The organism is Nocardia sp. NPDC051756 (assembly GCF_040681495.1).
Taxonomy (GTDB): Bacteria; Actinomycetota; Actinomycetes; order Mycobacteriales; family Mycobacteriaceae; genus Nocardia.
In genome coordinates, this window is record NZ_JBFAYV010000013.1 from 165906 (window position 1) to 182959 (window position 17054).

Annotated in this window: 19 protein-coding genes; 10 read left to right on the forward strand and 9 right to left on the reverse strand. The window is 67.1% G+C overall.

The window, feature by feature from the left end:
• Positions 1-37: 37 nt before the first annotated feature.
• Together AB0M22_RS40410 and AB0M22_RS40415 are read right to left on the reverse strand one after the other, a co-directional pair.
• Positions 38-1837 (reverse strand): acetyl/propionyl/methylcrotonyl-CoA carboxylase subunit alpha, encoded by a 1800-nt coding sequence (locus AB0M22_RS40410; protein WP_364738213.1) that lies wholly within the window; start codon positions 1835-1837, stop codon positions 38-40.
• A 162-nt stretch (positions 1838-1999) separates the two neighbouring features.
• Positions 2000-2914, reverse strand: coding sequence for a sulfurtransferase (locus tag AB0M22_RS40415; RefSeq protein ID WP_364738214.1), 915 nt, complete (start codon positions 2912-2914; stop codon positions 2000-2002).
• 166 nt (positions 2915-3080) lie between these two features.
• Here AB0M22_RS40415 and AB0M22_RS40420 point away from each other — a divergent pair, with 166 nt between their 5' ends.
• Positions 3081-3887: a transcriptional regulator gene (locus tag AB0M22_RS40420; RefSeq protein WP_364738216.1), complete on the forward strand. Its 807-nt coding sequence runs from the start codon at positions 3081-3083 to the stop codon at positions 3885-3887.
• Here the strand turns inward: AB0M22_RS40420 and AB0M22_RS40425 are convergent.
• The 3 genes from AB0M22_RS40425 to AB0M22_RS40435 all read right to left on the reverse strand — a co-directional run bounded on the left by AB0M22_RS40425 (position 3813) and on the right by AB0M22_RS40435 (position 6528).
• Entirely contained in the window at positions 3813-4448 is a 636-nt protein-coding gene (locus tag AB0M22_RS40425) for a nucleoside triphosphate pyrophosphatase (RefSeq protein ID WP_364738218.1), read from the reverse strand. The two genes, AB0M22_RS40420 and AB0M22_RS40425, sit on opposite strands and share 75 nt — an antisense overlap.
• Complete coding sequence (locus tag AB0M22_RS40430; protein WP_364738219.1) at positions 4445-4774, reverse strand: acyl-CoA carboxylase subunit epsilon; 330 nt, start codon at positions 4772-4774, stop codon at positions 4445-4447. Before AB0M22_RS40430 ends, AB0M22_RS40425 begins: the two co-directional genes overlap by 4 nt.
• 113 nt (positions 4775-4887) lie before the next feature.
• Positions 4888-6528, reverse strand: coding sequence for an acyl-CoA carboxylase subunit beta (locus AB0M22_RS40435; protein WP_364738221.1), 1641 nt, complete (start codon positions 6526-6528; stop codon positions 4888-4890).
• A gap of 207 nt (positions 6529-6735) precedes the next feature.
• Between AB0M22_RS40435 and AB0M22_RS40440 the strand changes: the two genes are divergently transcribed.
• Complete coding sequence (locus AB0M22_RS40440) at positions 6736-6924, forward strand: hypothetical protein (protein ID WP_364738223.1); 189 nt, start codon at positions 6736-6738, stop codon at positions 6922-6924.
• Positions 6925-6976: 52 nt separating this feature from the next.
• Positions 6977-7777 carry a biotin--[acetyl-CoA-carboxylase] ligase gene (locus AB0M22_RS40445; RefSeq protein WP_364738224.1) on the forward strand — a complete coding sequence of 267 codons (801 nt, stop codon included), beginning with the start codon at positions 6977-6979 and terminating at the stop codon, positions 7775-7777.
• Positions 7778-7818: 41 nt separating this feature from the next.
• Here the strand turns inward: AB0M22_RS40445 and AB0M22_RS40450 are convergent, their stop codons facing one another.
• Positions 7819-8772 (reverse strand): acyl-ACP desaturase, encoded by a 954-nt coding sequence (locus tag AB0M22_RS40450; RefSeq protein WP_364738226.1) that lies wholly within the window; start codon positions 8770-8772, stop codon positions 7819-7821.
• Positions 8773-8954: 182 nt separating this feature from the next.
• Here AB0M22_RS40450 and AB0M22_RS40455 point away from each other — a divergent pair, with 182 nt between their 5' ends.
• From AB0M22_RS40455 to AB0M22_RS40465, 3 genes are all read left to right on the forward strand, one after another.
• Complete coding sequence (locus AB0M22_RS40455; protein WP_364738228.1) at positions 8955-9500, forward strand: PH domain-containing protein; 546 nt, start codon at positions 8955-8957, stop codon at positions 9498-9500.
• 61 nt (positions 9501-9561) lie between these two features.
• The gene (locus AB0M22_RS40460; RefSeq protein WP_150408010.1) at positions 9562-10239 is read left to right on the forward strand and encodes a response regulator transcription factor; all 678 of its coding nucleotides are present in this window, start codon (positions 9562-9564) and stop codon (positions 10237-10239) included.
• A gap of 1 nt (position 10240) precedes the next feature.
• On the forward strand, positions 10241-11548 hold the full coding sequence (locus tag AB0M22_RS40465) for a HAMP domain-containing sensor histidine kinase (RefSeq protein ID WP_150408009.1): 1308 nt from the start codon (positions 10241-10243) through the stop codon (positions 11546-11548).
• 6 nt (positions 11549-11554) lie between these two features.
• Here the strand turns inward: AB0M22_RS40465 and AB0M22_RS40470 are convergent, their stop codons facing one another.
• Positions 11555-12094, reverse strand: a complete 540-nt coding sequence (locus AB0M22_RS40470) for a GtrA family protein (RefSeq protein ID WP_364738231.1) — start codon at positions 12092-12094, stop codon at positions 11555-11557.
• A gap of 110 nt (positions 12095-12204) precedes the next feature.
• On the opposite strand from AB0M22_RS40470, the gene AB0M22_RS40475 reads away from it, so the two are divergent.
• Positions 12205-13428 (forward strand): 5-(carboxyamino)imidazole ribonucleotide synthase, encoded by a 1224-nt coding sequence (locus tag AB0M22_RS40475; protein WP_364738233.1) that lies wholly within the window; start codon positions 12205-12207, stop codon positions 13426-13428.
• Positions 13421-13936, forward strand: coding sequence for a 5-(carboxyamino)imidazole ribonucleotide mutase (purE, locus tag AB0M22_RS40480; RefSeq protein WP_364738235.1), 516 nt, complete (start codon positions 13421-13423; stop codon positions 13934-13936). Before AB0M22_RS40475 ends, purE begins: the two co-directional genes overlap by 8 nt.
• Here the strand turns inward: purE and AB0M22_RS40485 are convergent, their stop codons facing one another.
• On the reverse strand, positions 13937-14503 hold the full coding sequence (locus AB0M22_RS40485; RefSeq protein ID WP_364738237.1) for a PIN domain-containing protein: 567 nt from the start codon (positions 14501-14503) through the stop codon (positions 13937-13939). It lies immediately after the preceding gene.
• A gap of 2 nt (positions 14504-14505) precedes the next feature.
• Positions 14506-14955: a helix-turn-helix domain-containing protein gene (locus tag AB0M22_RS40490; RefSeq protein ID WP_364738264.1), complete on the reverse strand. Its 450-nt coding sequence runs from the start codon at positions 14953-14955 to the stop codon at positions 14506-14508.
• A gap of 120 nt (positions 14956-15075) precedes the next feature.
• Here AB0M22_RS40490 and AB0M22_RS40495 point away from each other — a divergent pair, with 120 nt between their 5' ends.
• Both AB0M22_RS40495 and AB0M22_RS40500 read left to right on the forward strand, forming a co-directional pair.
• The gene (locus tag AB0M22_RS40495; RefSeq protein ID WP_364738266.1) at positions 15076-15741 is read left to right on the forward strand and encodes a TetR family transcriptional regulator; all 666 of its coding nucleotides are present in this window, start codon (positions 15076-15078) and stop codon (positions 15739-15741) included.
• A 131-nt stretch (positions 15742-15872) separates the two neighbouring features.
• Positions 15873-17033 carry an acyl-CoA dehydrogenase gene (locus AB0M22_RS40500; protein ID WP_364738239.1) on the forward strand — a complete coding sequence of 387 codons (1161 nt, stop codon included), beginning with the start codon at positions 15873-15875 and terminating at the stop codon, positions 17031-17033.
• The last annotated feature ends 21 nt before the right edge of the window (positions 17034-17054 follow it).

The window sequence follows — 17054 nt, forward strand, 5'->3', positions numbered from 1 at the left end:
CCCGCTCGGAGCGGTGTTCGCCCTACGTTTACGCGGGCTACTTGATCTCGGCGAGCACCGTTCCCTGAGTGATCGCGGCGCCGGCCTCGACGGTCAGCCCGGTGACCACACCGGCCTTGTGCGCGTTGACCGGGTTCTCCATCTTCATGGCCTCGAGCACCACGATCAGGTCGCCCGCCTCGACGGTCTGGCCCTCTTCGACGGCCACCTTCACCACGGTGCCCTGCATCGGCGCGGTGACCGCGTCACCGGAGGCCGCACCGGCCCCGGCGCCGCCACGGGTGCGCGGCTTCGGCTTCTTGCGAACCACACCGGCGCCGTTACCCGCGGCCGCGCCGCCGCCACCGAGGCTGAACTGCCCGGGCAGCGACACCTCGACGCGACGCCCGCCGACCTCGACGACGACCTTCTGCCGGGGCAGATCCTCGTCCTCGTCGGCCGGTGCACCGGCGGTGAACGGCTCGACGGTGTTGTTCCACTCGTTCTCGATCCACTTGGTGTAGACGTCGAACTTCGTGCCGTCACCGATGAACGCGGGGTCCTCGACGATCGCCTGGTGGAACGGGATGACCGTGGCCAGCCCCTCGACCCGGTACTCGGCCAGCGCGCGCCGGGCCCGCTCGAGCGCCTGGGTGCGGTTCTCGCCGGTGACGATCAGCTTGGCCAGCATCGAGTCGAACTGCCCGCCGATCACGCTGCCCTGCACCACGCCGGAATCGACGCGCACGCCGGGGCCGGTCGGCTCCTGGTAGACGGTGACCGGGCCGGGGGCGGGCAGGAAGCCGCGACCGGCGTCCTCGCCGTTGATCCGGAACTCGAACGAGTGGCCGCGCGGGGTCGGGTCTTCCTTGATGGACAGTTCCTCGCCGTTGGCGATGCGGAACTGCTGGCGCACCAGGTCGATGCCCGCGGTCTCCTCGGTGACCGGGTGCTCGACCTGCAGGCGGGTGTTCACCTCGAGGAACGACACCGTCTCGCCCTGCACCAGGTACTCGACCGTGCCCGCGCCGTAGTAGCCGGCTTCCTTGCAGATGGCCTTGGCCGAGGCGTGGATCTTGGCGCGCACGTCGTCGGACAGGAACGGCGCGGGCGCCTCCTCGACGAGCTTCTGGAACCGGCGCTGCAGCGAGCAGTCGCGGGTGCCCGCGACCACGACGTTGCCGTGCTGGTCGGCGATGACCTGCGCCTCGACGTGGCGGGCCTTGTCGAGGTACTGCTCGACGAAGCACTCGCCACGACCGAAGGCGGCGACCGCCTCGCGGGTGGCCGACTCGAACAGCTCGGGGATCTCCTCGACGGTGTGCGCGACCTTCATGCCGCGGCCACCGCCACCGAAGGCGGCCTTGATCGCGACGGGCACGCCGTACTCCTTGGCGAACGCGACGACCTCGTCGGCGTTCTTCACCGGGTCCTTGGTGCCTGCGGCCATCGGCGCCTTGGCCCGCTCGGCGATGTGCCGGGCGGTGACCTTGTCACCGAGATCGCGGATGGACTGCGGCGAGGGGCCGATCCAGATCAGCCCGGCGTCGATGACGGCCTGGGCGAAGTCGGCGTTCTCGGAAAGGAATCCGTAGCCGGGGTGGATGGCGTCGGCGCCGGAGCGCGACGCGGCATCGAGGATCTTGTCGAACACGAGGTACGACTCGGCCGAGGTCTGGCCGCCGAGCGCGAACGCTTCGTCGGCGAGCTGCACGAAGGGGGCTTCGGCGTCGGGCTCCGCGTAGACCGCGACGCTGCCGTAGCCGGCGTCCTTGGCCGCCCGAATCACCCGCACGGCGATCTCGCCTCGATTGGCTACGAGTACCTTCGTGATCCGTGCGCTGGCGTGGCTGGGCACTGAGCCTCCTGTGTGAAATCTTTTTTAGTCGCCCCGTGGTCGACGAAACTACGTCTGGGCGAGTGTAGGCAGTCTGCCAACAGACGCCGAACTCGGCCAGTCCTACTGAACAGTAGGTCGCGGATCACAGCAAGGCCATCCAGATGGAAGTACCTGCGTGCGTTACTTGCCGCGGGCCCGTCGTCCGGCGCCGGCCGGGGCCGCGCCGGGTTCAGTCCCCTTGGCGATCGGCATGCGCACCGAGTTGCCCCATTCGGTCCAGGAGCCGTCGTAATTGCGCACCGTGTCGAAGCCGAGCAGATAGGTCAGCACGAACCAGGTGTGGCTGGAGCGTTCGCCGACCCGGCTGTAGACGACCAGGTCGTCCTCGCTGCCCAGCGCGCCGTAGATCGCGTCCAATTCGGCGCGCGAGCGGAACCGTCCGTCGTTGTTGAACGCCTCGGTCCACGGGATGTTCGCGGCGGTCGGGATGTGCCCGCCGCGCAGCGCCGCGTCCTCCGGGTTGATCGGCGGCTGGATGAGCTCGCCGGAGTACTCGTCCGGCGAACGCACATCGATCAGCGGCTTGCCGAGGTGGGCGAGTACGTCTTCGCGGAACGCGCGGGCGCTGCTGTCGTCGCGTTTGACCGCCGGATAGTCGCTGGGGGTGAGGTGCGGGGTGTCGAAGGTGGTGTCGCGTTCCTCGGAAATCCAGGCGCCGCGACCGCCGTCCAGCAACCGCACATCTTCGTGTCCGAACAAAGTGAAAACCCACAATGTGTGCGCCGCCTGCGCGTTGCCCCGGTCACCGTAGATCACCACGGTATCGTCTCGCTCGATTCCCTTGGCGCGCATCAACTCGGTGAATCGGGCTCCGTCGATGTAGTCACGTGTGACCGGATCGTTCAGATCGCCCCGCCAATCGATCTTGGTAGCGCCGGGAACATGTCCGATGTCATAGAGCAATATGTCCTCGTTGGACTCGACGATCTTGAGTCCTGACGTGCCGATGTTTGCCGACAGCCACTCCGTGGTTACTAGTCGGTGAGGATGTGCGTAAGAACCAAATGCGGGATGAGGGTCCGGAGCAGCGGGCACGATGTGGGTCCTTCACGCGTGGTAGACGGTGGTTTCAGCGGTTCGGGTCTCACAGCGATGGTATGTGTGAGGCGTTAGTGACTCTCGTTTCAGATCACAAATCGGCTGAATGAGCGAATAAATCGCACCTGCATCCGATAAAGTCTCCCGGGAGGAGGGGTGAGCTATGTCCGATTCTTGGCCGCGGCGGCGACTGCTCGCGATCCTACGTGGCGCCAGCGAGCCTCTCGACGCCCAGGAACTGGCCAGAATCACCGGACAACACGTCACCACGGTTCGGTTTCATCTGGATGTGCTCACCAGGGAATCCCTGGTGCGGCAATTTCAGCAACCGCCCCGCGGTCGCGGACGTCCGCGCATCGGATACAGCGCGGTGCAGCGATCGGTCGGTTATCAGGAACTCGCGCAGGTGCTCGCCGATCAACTCGGGCCCGATCCACGCAGGCGTTCCGAGGCGGCCATCGCGGCCGGGCGCTCCTGGGGCGCGAAGCTGGACGCCGGTGATCATCGGGTCGAGTCGCTGGAAGACGCCAAAGACGTCGCCATGACGGTGCTTTCGGAGCTGGGCTTCGCGCCGGAACGCGATCCGAACGAGACCAGCGAGCAGGCGCTGATCCGGCTCACGGCGTGCCCGCTGCGCGAACTCGCGCGCACGCACTCCGAGGTGGTCTGCGGTGTGCACCTCGGCCTGATCAAAGAGGTACTCGACCGCAGCGGCGCGCGCGGTGACATGAACGTGCGCCTGCATCCGTTCGTCGAGCCGGAATTGTGCGTGGTCCGGCTGGAGATGATGGCGCGGCGCGAGCAGGAGCCGCGGCGCGAGCCGGACGGGCGTGAGGTGGTCACGGTGCCGGTGGCCGGGGATGCGACCGGGTCGGAGCCGCTGATCGCGCCGCCGTCAGGTGGCCGGGTGGCCCCACAGCTGCGTAACGGCGACCCCAACGTCGCCAAGCAGTCGGCGCAGCAGTGGTAGACCGATCCCGATCACGCTGGACGGATCGCCGTCGATCCGGTCGACGAACCAGCCGCCCAGTCCGTCGAGGGTGAACGCGCCCGCGACCTGCAACGGCTCGCCGGTGGCGATGTAGGCGTCCAGTTCGTCGGGTTCGGGCTTGGCGAAATGCACTGTGGTGGAACTACAGTCGATCGCCTCGGCGGTGATCCGGCCGTCCTGGAGCCGCAGGACGCAGTGTCCGGTCACCAGATCGGCGCTGCGCCCGGCCATTTCGCCCCAGCGGGCCCTGGCCACCTCGGCGGTATGCGGTTTGCCTTGCAGCTCGCCGTCCACCAGCAGCATCGAATCACAGCCGACGACAACACAATCGGCGGCGAGTTCGGGAATCGTCGCGGCGACCGCCGCGGCTTTGGCCTTGGCCAGCTCGACGACGACCACCTCGGGCGAGGTGTCGTCGGGCAGCGCGGCCTGGAGCGCGTCCTCGTCCACGTCGGACACCCGGACGATCGGATCGATGCCCGCCGAACGGAGTACTTCCCGGCGGGCCGGCGACGCGGAGGCGAGAACGAACCGAGTCACCCGCGCAGGTGCGACAGCTGCGGGAAGGCGTAGGGGGAGAACGGAGACGTGCCCCGGTGCATGAAGGTGGGCCTGCCCCACATGTCGGCCGGGCCGGACGGGGCGGCGGCGCTTTCCGCGGCGGCGGACAGCACACAGACCAGTGCCGCGATCTCCTCGTCGCTCGGGTTGCCCTTCACCACGGTGAAGAACGGCGCGGCGGCCGCGACCGCGGACTCGGCGACCGCCGCGTCCACGTCGGCCACCTCGACCTGGTCGGTGATCGCGCCGACGGTCAGGTCCAGTTCGGCGGCGGTCAAAACATCGTCTTCTGCCACGGTGGTCACAGTGCCAGATCCCTTCTTTGCCTGATCAGGCGTGTTCTCAGTGTGTCTCTACATCCAGTGTGCGCGGCCTACCGAGCGTATCGCTGGATCAACGCCCGGTGTTGCGGCCCGAATCACAGCGGGATGTTGCCGTGCTTCTTCGGCGGCAGCGTTACCATCTTCCGCTCCAGCAGCCGCAGCGCCGAGACGATCTGACCGCGCGTGTGCGAGGGCGGAATGACCGCGTCCACATAGCCGCGTTCGGCGGCGATGTAGGGGTTCACCAAGGTGTCCTCGTACTCGTTCTGCAGCTGAAGCCGCAGCGCATCGACGTCGTCGCCGCTCTTCGCGGCATCGGCGAGCTGCTTGCGGTAGACGAAGCCGACGGCGCCGGAGGCGCCCATCACGGCGATCTGCGCGGTCGGCCAGGCGAGGTTCACATCGGCGCCCATGTGCTTGGAACCCATGACGTCGTAGGCGCCGCCGTAGGCCTTGCGGGTGATCACCGTGATCTTTCCCACAGTCGCCTCGCCGTACGCGTAGAGCAGCTTCGCGCCGCGCCGGATGATGCCGTTGTACTCCTGGCCGGTGCCCGGCAGGAAGCCCGGCACATCGACCAGGGTGAGGATCGGGATGTTGAACGCGTCGCAGGTGCGCACGAACCGCGCGGCCTTCTCCGAGGCGTCGATGTCCAGGCAGCCGGCGAACTGGGTGGGCTGGTTGGCCACGATGCCGACGCTGCGGCCGTCGATCCGGCCGAAGCCGACGATGATGTTCATCGCGCGCTCGGCCTGCACCTCGAGGAACTCGTCGTCGTCGAGCAGGCGACGGATCACCTCGTGCATGTCGTAGGGCTGGTTCGGCGAATCCGGGATGATCGAGTCCAGCTCGCGGTCCTCGTCGGTGAGCGAGTCCTCGATGGCGCCGTCGATCGGGTCGGTGGCCGGGAACCGCGGCGCCTCGGCGCGGTTGTTGCTCGGCAGGTAGGACAGCAGGTCCTTGACGTAGTCGAGCGCGTCCTGCTCGCCGGAGGCAACGTAGTGCGCCACACCGGATTTCACCATGTGCGTGTGCGCGCCGCCGAGGTCCTCCATGGTGACGTCCTCGCCGGTGACCGTCTTGATCACGTCGGGGCCGGTGACGAACATTTGGCTGGTCCCGTCGACCATCACCACGAAGTCGGTGAGCGCCGGGGAGTACACGTGGCCGCCCGCGGCCGCGCCCATGATCAGCGAGATCTGCGGGATCACGCCGGAGGCCTGGATGTTGCGGTGGAAGATCTCGCCGTAGAGGCCGAGCGAGACGACGCCCTCCTGGATGCGCGCGCCCGCGCCCTCGTTGATGCCGACCAGCGGACGGCCGGTCTTGAGCGCCAGGTCCATCACCTTGACGATCTTCTCGCCGTAGACCTCGCCGAGGCTGCCGCCGAACACGGTGACGTCCTGGCTGAAGATGCACACGTCGCGGCCGTCGATGGTGCCGTAGCCGGTCACCACGCCGTCGCCGAGCGGCCGGTTCTCCGCGAGACCGAAGTTCACGCTGCGGTGCCGCGCCAACGCGTCGAGCTCGACGAAGGAGCCCTCGTCCAGCAGCGCAAGGATGCGCTCGCGCGCGGTCATCTTGCCCTTGGCGTGCACCTTGTCGACCGCGGCCTCACCCATCGGGTGCTGCGCCTCATCCAGCCGATTCCGCAGGTCAGCCAGCTTCCCGGCGGTGGTGTGGATGTCGGGGGCGCCCGCTGGATCTTGCGCGGACTGCTGCTGGACACTCGTCATGGCTCCGGAGTGTAACGAGTGACAGTGCTTCCCACTAACCCAGTAGGGGCTACCAGTGGGTAAAAAGCGCAGCTAGATCGGGTTGCCGAAAAGAAACTCCAGGGCTTTTGGCGTATTTGCGCCGGTAGAAAATCGGTATCAATCCACCTGGGCGGCCGGATAGCCTGGAGGAGTCCAGTTTTCGTGCTCAGGGGGAGGAGCCCAGATATGTGGGAATGGAGCAAAACCGTCGCGGAATACGCGGCCGCGGCGTCCTGGACGAGTTGTCGCGAGTTCGAGTCCGAGCCGACGATCCTCGATCCGGACTATCGGCGCGAGGCCACGCATGGGGACGGCGAAGGCGCCGACGGTGCGGCCCGCGCACCGAGCGACGACATGTACATCCTCGTCGGCTAGTCCGGCCACGACCTCGTCCGGCAGGCCGCCGCGCACCAAGTAGCCTGCCCCTGTGACCAGGTCTCCTTTGGATGCAGAGCAGTTGCGGCGCAGTCTCACCGAATCGCCCGAGCTGTCGTTCTTCCGCCACATCGAGGTGGTGGAGTCGACCGGGTCCACCAACGCGGACCTGATCGCGCGCGCCGGCGAACCAGACGCCGACCGCGCGGTACTCCTTGCAGAGGCGCAGGAGCAAGGGCGCGGCAGGCACGCACGCACCTGGGTGAGCCCGCCGCGGGCGCAGATCTCCCTGTCACTGCTGGTGCGACTGGACGGGATCGAACCCGCGGTGCTCGGCTGGCTGCCGCTGCTCACCGGCATCGCCGTGGTGGACGCACTGCGCGCGACGGCCGGTGTGGCCGCGAACCTCAAGTGGCCCAACGATGTGCTGATCGATGGCCGCAAAGTGGCGGGCATCCTCGCGGAGGTCGCGACCGGCAACGACGCACCGGCGGTGGTCATCGGCATGGGGCTCAACGTCAGCCTCACCGAGGCGGAACTGCCGGTGCCGCATGCCATTTCGCTGACCATCGCGGGCGCCGAGAACACCGACCGGACGCAGATCGTGCTGTCCATGCTGACCGAATTCGCCCGGCGTTTCACGGCGTGGCGCGACGCGGGCTGGCAGACAGCCGATCTCGCCGCCGCCTACCGTGAGCGGTGCGCGACGCTGGGCGTCCAGGTGCGCGCCGAATTGCCCGGCGGCCGAACGCTTACCGGCATCGCCACCGATATCGACGACGCGGGCCGCCTGCTGATCGGCGACCAGCCGGTCTCCGCCGGTGACGTCACCCATCTGCGCGCCGAGTACTGAAAACGAAACAGCCGCACAGTTTCCTGTGCGGCTGTTCGCGTCTACGCGGGTTGAAGCGCCGCCTTCGCGGCTTCCCGGGCGAACATCCGGTCGCGCTGCTCCTCGAACTTCAACACGTCCTGTTCCAGCTTCTCGATGAACACCCCGAGCTCCTCCCGCGCCTGCTCGCCGCGCGGCCCGAAGTCGTTGCGCTCGAAGATGTTCCACTGCTTGAGCACCGGCGCGACCACGTCTTCCAGGTGCTGGCGCAGGTCGTAGATGCCGTGCTTGGCCATCAGCACGCCGTTGCGGCGGAAGTTGGGCATGCCCGCGCCGGGCATGATGAAGTGGGTCAGGATCTTGGTGATCGCCATCATCGCCTGATCCGGCGCGAGATCGAGGCCCGCGCCACACATGTTGCGGTAGAAGATCATGTGCAGGTTCTCGTCCGCCGCGATGCGTTGCAGCATGCGATCGGCGATCGCGTCGTTGCACACCCGGCCGGTGTTGCGGTGAGACACCCGGGTTGCCAGCTCCTGGAAGGTCACGTAGGTGACGCTTTCCATGAAGCCGCCCCAGTTGTCCGGCGCGGCAACCCCGTTGGTCATGTGGATCATCCGCGCCTCTTCGAGGGCGACCGGATCGACGCCGCGGGTGACCACCAGGTAGTCCCGGATGGCGATGCCGTGCCGGTTCTCCTCGGCGGTCCAGCGGCCGACCCAGGTGCCCCAGGCGCCGTCCTGGGAGAAGTTCTCGGCGATCTCGCGGTGGTAGGAGGGGAGGTTGTCCTCGGTGAGCAGGTTGGTGATCATGGCGACCTTGGCCACCTCGCTCAGCTTGGATTGCTCCGGCGCCCAGTCCTGCCCGCCCATCGCGGCGAAATTGCAGCCCTCGTCCCACGGGATGTAGTCGTGCGGGTGCCAGTCCTTGGCCAACGCCAGATGCCGGTTGAGATTCTGCTCGGCCACTGGCTGCAATTCGGTCAGGATTTCCAGCTGAGTCAAGTCTTTGGTCACACATTCCTCCACGGTCGTAATCGGCGACTTTGTTCGAGCAGAACTGCTTGCGGACAGAGCGTTCGAGCCAGATGGAGCGGAGAACGCCGCGCGGGATCGGACACACGCAGGCAGACGATTGTGCAGCACGACGCGGTTCGGTGTCCGGCATTTCGGCATCTTCACGCGGTAGTGTTCCGGCCATGGGTTATCCGGAGGATGTGCTTGCGCCGGAAGAGCAGCTGATCCTGCACCGTCATCCGCACTGGAAGATGTTGTTCTGGCCGATCGTGACGTTGATCGTCATCACCGCGCTCGCCGGTTTCGCAGGGGGACTCGCTTCGCGCAAGGCCGAGGGGACGACGCGGACGGTACTGCTGATCGCGGTGCTGGCCGTCTGGCTGATCATCGTCGTGTGGCGTTGTGTCGCACCGGTTCTCAGCTGGAAGTCGACGCACTTCATCATCACCGACCGGCGGGTGCTGGTCCGGCAGGGCGTGCTCACGCACACCGGCATCGACATTCCGATGAGCCGCATCTCGAGCGTGCAGTTCCGGCACGGGCTGTTCGACCGGATGCTCGGCACCGGCACGTTGATCATCGAATCTTCCTCGTCCGAGCCGCTCGAGTTCGACGACATCCCGGCCGTGCAGAAGGTGCACGCGCTGATGTATCACCAAGTGTTCGATGTGGAAAACGGAGATAACGGGCGGGGCGAGTACCGGAGCGAGCGCGGCGAGTATCGATGAATGACGCAGCGCGAACGAGGGGTAGGGAGCGGGTGACGGGTAAGCCCGTTAACCTGGGCATATGACGGCCGTACTGCTAGCTGAAGACGACGAGGCGATTGCCGCGCCGTTGTCGCGCGCGCTGGGGCGCGAGGGGTACTCGGTCACCGTCGAGCGCTTCGGTCCCGCCGTGCTCGAGCGGGCCCTGGAGGGCCACCACGATCTGCTCATTCTCGACCTCGGCCTGCCCGGCATGGACGGGCTCGAGGTGTGCCGCCAGGTCCGCGCCCGCGGCGCCGACCTGGCCGTGCTGATGCTCACCGCGCGCACCGACGAGGTCGACTTCGTGGTCGGGTTGGACGCGGGCGCCGACGATTACGTAGGCAAGCCGTTCCGCCTCGCCGAGTTGCTCGCCCGGGTGCGAGCGTTGTTGCGGCGCAGCGGGATCGGCGACGACACGGTGGAGGTCGGCGGCATCCGGCTGGAACCGGCCGCGCGCCGGGTGCTGGTGAACGGCGTCGAGATCGGCTTGGCGAACAAGGAATACGAGTTGCTGAAGGTGCTGATCGACCGGGCGGGCCAGGTGGTGCCGCGCGAGACCATCCTGCGCGAGGTCTGGGGCGATGCCGAACTGCGCGGTTCCAAGACCCTCGACATGCACATGTCCTGGCTGCGGCGCAAGATCGGCGACGAGGGCCCGATGGCCGAGCGGCGCATCGTCACCGTGCGCGGTGTCGGTTTTCGGCTGAATACCGACTGACGTGCGACGCAGAATCCTGCGGTCCATGCTCACCGTGCTGACCCTCACCACGGTGGTGCTCGGCCTGCCGCTGATCTACACGGCCTGGTTGTGGGTCGAGGACATCACCCGCGACGACCTGCAAAGCAAACTCGAGCGGATCGCCACCGCGATCATCGTGCAGGAACAGAGCGACGGCATGGTGCTCGGCGAGCTGGACACCCGCTCGGTGCAGCCGCTGCTACCGCAGGACGGCAAGCTCACCATCATCTATCCGGCGCCGCACGACAACGCCTCGCGCATGGACGTGGGCGTGGACCAGGTTTCCGACCCCCTGGTCGAGTCGCTGTCGATGGGCACCAAGGGGTCGCTGCGCCTGGAGGTGCCCTCGGCGCCGATGCACGCCAGGCAGCGTCAGGCGGTCGCGGTGGTGGCCTTGGCGGTGCTGGCCTCGCTCGGGGCGGCGGTCTCGGTCGCGGTGATCACCGCGCGCCGGGTGGCCGATCCGTTGCGTGACGTGGCGGCGCGGGCCGCGCGGCTGGCCATGGGGGACTTCCGACCGGATCCGCGCAGGCACGGCATTTCCGAACTCGATCGGGTTTCCGACGTGCTCGACTCGGCCACGGTGGAGATCGCCGGGCGGTTGCAGCGTGAGCATGCCCTGGTCGCGGACGTGTCGCATCAGCTGCGCAGCCGGTTGACCGCGGTGCGGTTGCGGTTGGACGAGTTGTCCACGCACGCCGATCAAGAGGTGGTGCACGAGGCCGAGGAGGCGATGGCGCAGGTCGATCGGCTCACCGATGCCATCGATGACCTGGTTCGCGCGTCTCGTGACGAGGACGCGGCCGATCTCGATCCGGTGCCGGTGATGGAGGAATTGCGCGGCGTGGTCGCCGAATGGACGCATCCGTTCACCGAGAAGGGCCGCGCGTTGAAGCTCATCGGGGACGAGTCGCTGCTCGCGCCGATCACCGGATCGCGGCTGCGCGAGGCGGTTTCGGTGCTGGTGGACAACGCGTTGATGCACGGCGGCGGGACCTGCACGGTCTCGGTGCGCACCGTCCGGCCCGGCGTCGATCGGGATCCGCTGGTGTGTGTGGAGGTCGCCGACGAGGGTGACGGGGTGCGCGACGAACTCGCGCCGCACATCTTCGATCGTGGTTTCTCCGCGGGCGGCTCGACCGGTGTGGGTCTGGCCTTGGCCAGGGCATTGGTGGAGGCCGACGGCGGGCGGCTCGAATTGCAGCGGCGCAGGCCGGCGTTGTTCGCGGTGTTCCTCGGATCGTCGGCGTACCGCACGCAGAACGCGGTGGTCACCGAGCCGCGATGAGCCCGGTCAGTTGCGCCGGAATTCCTCTTCGACCAGGTCTTCGAATTCGGCGGCGATCTCGTTCATCTCGTCCGGGAAAACCCAGCGGCGCATCGCCCAGAAGCGGAACGCCATCTGCAACAGATTGCCGATGATGAACGCGCTGATGAAGTCCGCGATATTCTCGACGGTGAAACTCACGTCGGGTTGGCGCAGGTCGAAGACGTAACTGGAGATCCACAGCGGAATGAAGGCGAGTACAACGCCGACGCCGCTGACCCCGAAGAACAGCAGTGCTTCGTGATGGCGTTCGCGGCCGCCACGATTCCGGAACGACCATTCGCGATTCAGGATGTAGGACGCGATCACCGCGATGACACCGGAAATAATCTTCGCGGTCACCGGCTTCTCGGAAAGCACGGTCCATTTCAGCGCGTAGAAGATGCCGCTATCGATCACGAAGGTCGTCGCACCGACGATGGCGAACTTGATCAGTTCCCGATGCCGGTACGCGATCTCCGCGAGCGGCTTGGGAAGGACGCTCACCACGTCGTCGACGAATGACACGGGGCCGAGTGTACCGCTACCCGGTGGTGGTGCCTCGGGTCGTGCGCGTGCGGGCCGGTAGTGGGGACAATTCGGTCAGCCGCTCCCGCTTGAGGGTATTTCCGCCGGTTATGACAATATTGTCGAACGTGAGCCCCGGCCGGTCCTTCGATCCCTCCGTTATGCCCACCGTCACCATGATCGGCGGTGGCCAGTTGGCGCGCATGACGCACCAGGCCGCGATCGCGCTCGGCCAGCGGCTACGCGTGCTCGCGGAGCACCTCGACGACCCGGCCGCCCAGGTCAGTCCCGAGGTTGTGCTCGGCAGCCACAACGATCTGGCCGCGCTGCGCAAGGCCGCGGTCGGGTCGCACGCGCTGACCTTCGATCACGAGGGCGTGCCGACCGAGCATCTCGAGGCGCTGGTCGCCGAGGGCGTGAACGTGCAGCCGCCGCCGCGGGCGCTGATCTTCGCGCAGGACAAGCTGGCCATGCGGGTCAAGCTGGGCGAGCTCGGCCTGCCGATTCCCGCGTTCACGCCGGTCACCGAGGTGGCCGACGCGGTGCGGTTCGGCGACGAGCACGACTGGCGAATCGTGCTCAAGGCGGTGCGCGGTGGTTACGACGGTCGTGGCGTGTGGATGCCGGAGTCGGCCGACGAGGCGACCACGATCGTGACCGATCAGCTGGCGCACGGCGTGCAGCTGCTCGCCGAGGCGAAGGTCGATCTGAAGCGCGAACTGTCCGCGATGGTCGCGCGCTCGCCGTTCGGGCAGGCCGCGACCTGGCCCGTGGTGGAGACCGTGCAGCGCAACGGCCAGTGCGCCGTGGTGATCGCGCCCGCGCCGGACCTCGACGACGATCTGGCCGCCGAGGCCGAAGGGCTCGCGCTCAACCTGGCCAAGGAACTCGGCGTGGTCGGTGCGATGGCGGTGGAGCTGTTCGAGACCCACGACGGCACCTTGCTGATCAACGAGCTCGCGATGCGCCCGCACAACTCCGGGCACTGGGGCATGGACGGCGCCCGCACCGGGCAGTTCGAGCAGCACCTGCGCGCGGTCCTCGACTACCCGCTCGGCGACACCAGCCCGCTGGCCCCGGTCACCGTGATGGCCAACATCCTCGGCGCGGCCGAGGCGCCCGCGATGTCGATGGACGAACGCCTGCACCATCTGTTCGCGCGGATGCCCGACGCCAAGGTGCACATGTACGGCAAGGGCGAACGCCCCGACCGCAAGATCGGGCACATCAACCTCCTCGGTGACGACGTCGCCGTGGTGCGGGAGAAGGCCGAGCGAGCCGCGCAGTGGATGTCGCGCGCGGTATGGACCGACGGATGGGATCCGCATGAGTGAGCACGACGGAAACGGCCCGCAGGTCGGCCTGATCATGGGCAGCGACTCCGACTGGCCCACCATGGAAGCCGCCGCGGAAGCGTTGGCGGAGTTCGGCATTCGCTTCGAGGTCGGCGTCGTCTCGGCCCACCGCACCCCCCAGCGCATGCTCGACTACGCCCGCGACGCCGCAGGCCGCGGCCTCCAGGTCATCATCGCCGGCGCCGGCGGCGCCGCCCACCTGCCCGGCATGGTCGCCTCCGCCACCCCCCTCCCGGTGATCGGCGTCCCCGTCCCGCTCAAATACCTCGACGGCATGGACTCCCTCCTCTCCATCGTCCAGATGCCCGCCGGCGTCCCCGTGGCCACCGTCTCCATCGGCGGCGCCCGCAACGCCGGCCTCCTCGCCGTCCGAATCCTCGCCTCCCACAACCCAACCCTCCGCACCCGCATGGAACAATTCCAAGCCGGCCTGGAAAAAATGGTCCTCGAAAAAGACCAAGCCCTCCGCACCAAACTCCTCGGCTGATCAGCGGTTGCGGCTACCCACCCGCAGCGCCGCAACGGATTCCACCAGCCCTGCGCTATCGAGGGCGTCGATGACGTCCTCGATAGACTCGGGCGGATTGGTGTGCGAGTCCGCGATCTGCTGAATGCACGCCCAGACCACACGATCATCGAGGTCGATCTGGTCGAGGACGAAGTCGTCCGGGCTCTTTGCCTCAATGTTCCAGGGGGCCAGCGCTTCTGCTGGGAAGTCCGTGAGGTTCGAGGTGACGATGACCTGTGCGCCTGTTTTGATCGCCGCCGCCAATACATGCCGATCATCGGGATCAGGCAGCTTCAGCCCTTCGATCAGCGGTTCGTAACCATCGACTCGACAGTCCGGGACAGCGTCGTTCATGAGTTTGCGTAGCCTGGCCAGCTTCTCGGCCGGGATGTCCGGCCTTTTCGCGGCGAGGTTCGTCAGGGCCTCGTCGAGGATCTGATCGGTCCACTTGGCCTGTATGACACCCGATCTGGCGAGTCGAATCAGTAAGTCTCGCAGGGCATTTCCGTAGAGGACGTTGGCGTCGTACACCACGACGAAGGCCATGGTCAGATGCCGAGGTCTTGGCCGAGGGCGGCCAACTCGTCCGCTGCTGCTTTGCTTTTCGCCTCGTGCTGCTTTTGGTATTCCTTGAGATCTTCGTACCTGACTCGTCGGTGCCTGCCGACCAGGCGGAACGGGATCGCACCGCCCTCCAGTAGCGCGACCACGTAAGGCCGGGAGACATTCAGCATGTCCGCCGCCTGCTGCGTGGTGAGCTCGGCGTGCGAGGGGACCACCGACACACCGCGGCCCTCGGCGGCCTGCGCCAGGATGAATGCCAGCAGGCTCACGGCTTCGCGGGGCAGGACCAGGGCCTCCTCGCCGGGGTGTTCCTGCGTGACCCGGATGTTCTGCTCGGCGGGGTGCCGCATGAGGTAGTCCTTGATCCTCCGCATTGCGCGTGCGGCCACCTCTGGGTCGATCTTCCCGGGCTCGGTGCGCTTCGCTGCCTTCATGTTCACCGCCACCACCTCCTCATCCGCAGTATACGAAACAAACGAAATATTCGAAAGAGAGCCGCGCCGCCCTGGATGGCCGGTTGGTCTCGCTACGGTGAGGGCGTGACTACTGGTGACATGCGCGCGCGTGGCGGGGACGACAACACGCGGTTTCGGCTGGCGGTGGTCGATCAGGCGTTGCGGTTGTTTGCCGAGAAGGGGTATGAGGCGACGACTGTCGATGAGATCGCGGAGGCGGCGGGGATATCGCGGCGGACGTTCTTCCGGCAGTTTCGCTCGAAAGAGGACGTGATCTTCGCCGATCACGAGTCGCAGCTGGCGCAGGCGGCGGAGTTTCTCGCGGGGGAGCCGGGGGATCCGTGGGAGACGGTGTGCGAGGCCGTGGTTCAGGTGTTCGAGCGGTTCACCCAGTGGCGGGAGATCGCGGCGCGGCGGTATCAGGTGGTGCGGCGGGTGCCGGCGTTGCGCGAGCGGGAGATCGTCACGGTGTTCCGGTACGAGCGGCTGTTCACCGATTACCTGCGGGACCGGCTGCCCGAGGTGCCGGATCTGGCCCGGGTGCAGTACACCGCCGCGGTGACCGCGACGCACAACTATCTGCTGCGCCGCATGGTGCGCGGCGAATCGGACGCGGGAGCGGCGGACCTGCGCGTCGAACTGGCCGCGATCCCGCGCGGCACCCCCCGCCGCCCGGTCGACGAGCTGGTGATCGCGGTGTTCCCGCGCGATACCCCGCCCCGGCAGGTCGCCGATCTCGTGGCCCGCAAACTCGGTAGTCTTTGATCTAGGTCAGTGCGACCAATCTGACACTGAGTGCCAGGAAGTATCCGCACGTTGCGGCCATTCCTGGGCGTATACTTGAGAACGGTGTGGCACTGAGTGCCGACATGTACCGACGACCAGGAGTGAGCCCCATGGCGGGAAACCCCGATTTCGACCTGTTCAAGCTCGAGGACTTCCACGACGAACTGCGTGCGGCGATCCGCGGTCTGGCGGAGAAGGAGATCGCGCCGCACGCGAAGGACGTCGACGGCAACGCCCGCTTCCCGGAGGAGGCGCTGACCGCGCTCAACGCCGCCGGCTTCAACGCGGTGCACGTGCCGGAGGCCTACGGCGGCCAGGGCGCCGACTCGGTGGCCACCTGCATCGTGATCGAAGAGGTCGCCCGCGTCTGCGGTTCCTCCTCGCTCATCCCCGCGGTCAACAAGCTCGGCACCATGGGCATGATCCTCAACGGCTCCGAGGAGCTCAAGCAGAAGGTGCTCGCCGACATCGTCAACGGCGAGATGGCCTCCTACGCGCTGTCCGAGCGCGAGGCCGGTTCCGACGCCGCCAGCATGCGCACCCGCGCGAAGCAGGAGGGCGACGACTGGATCCTCAACGGCTCCAAGTGCTGGATCACCAACGGCGGCAAGTCTTCCTGGTACACCGTGATGGCGGTGACCGATGCGGACAAGGGCGCCAACGGTATTTCGGCGTTCCTGGTGCACAAGGACGACGAGGGTTTCGTGGTCGGCCCGCTCGAGCACAAGCTCGGCATCAAGGGATCGCCTACGGCGGAACTGTATTTCGAGAACTGCCGGGTGCCGGGTGACCGCATCGTCGGCGAGCCGGGCACCGGCTTCAAGACCGCGTTGCAGACCCTGGACCACACCCGCCCGACCATCGGCGCGCAGGCCGTCGGCCTGGCGCAGGGCGCGCTCGACGCGGCCATCGCCTACACCAAGGACCGCAAGCAGTTCGGCAAGGCGATCTCCGACTTCCAGAACACCCAGTTCATGCTCGCCGACATGGCGATGAAGATCGAGGCCGCCCGCCTCATGGTCTACACCTCGGCCGCCCGCGCCGAGCGCGGCGAGAAGAACCTCGGCTTCATCTCCGCCGCCGCAAAGTGTTTCGCCTCCGACGTCGCCATGGAGGTGACCACCAACGCCGTCCAGCTGTTCGGCGGCGCCGGCTACACCACCGACTTCCCGGTGGAGCGCATGATGCGCGACGCCAAGATCACCCAGATCTACGAGGGCACCAACCAGATCCAGCGTCTGGTCATGTCCCGCGCGCTGCTCAGGGGCTGATTCCCAGATCGATCGGGTGTT

Coding starts and splice junctions, on each gene's coding strand:
- AB0M22_RS40420 (WP_364738216.1), top strand. CDS start 3,081: ATGTCCGATTCTTGGCCGCGGCGGCGACTGCTCGCGATCCTACGTGGC.
- AB0M22_RS40435 (WP_364738221.1), bottom strand. CDS start 6,528: ATGACGAGTGTCCAGCAGCAGTCCGCGCAAGATCCAGCGGGCGCCCCC.
- AB0M22_RS40440 (WP_364738223.1), top strand. CDS start 6,736: ATGTGGGAATGGAGCAAAACCGTCGCGGAATACGCGGCCGCGGCGTCC.
- AB0M22_RS40455 (WP_364738228.1), top strand. CDS start 8,955: ATGGGTTATCCGGAGGATGTGCTTGCGCCGGAAGAGCAGCTGATCCTG.
- AB0M22_RS40460 (WP_150408010.1), top strand. CDS start 9,562: ATGACGGCCGTACTGCTAGCTGAAGACGACGAGGCGATTGCCGCGCCG.
- AB0M22_RS40475 (WP_364738233.1), top strand. CDS start 12,205: ATGACAATATTGTCGAACGTGAGCCCCGGCCGGTCCTTCGATCCCTCC.
- purE (WP_364738235.1), top strand. CDS start 13,421: ATGAGTGAGCACGACGGAAACGGCCCGCAGGTCGGCCTGATCATGGGC.
- AB0M22_RS40485 (WP_364738237.1), bottom strand. CDS start 14,503: ATGGCCTTCGTCGTGGTGTACGACGCCAACGTCCTCTACGGAAATGCC.
- AB0M22_RS40490 (WP_364738264.1), bottom strand. CDS start 14,955: ATGAAGGCAGCGAAGCGCACCGAGCCCGGGAAGATCGACCCAGAGGTG.
- AB0M22_RS40495 (WP_364738266.1), top strand. CDS start 15,076: ATGCGCGCGCGTGGCGGGGACGACAACACGCGGTTTCGGCTGGCGGTG.
- AB0M22_RS40500 (WP_364738239.1), top strand. CDS start 15,873: ATGGCGGGAAACCCCGATTTCGACCTGTTCAAGCTCGAGGACTTCCAC.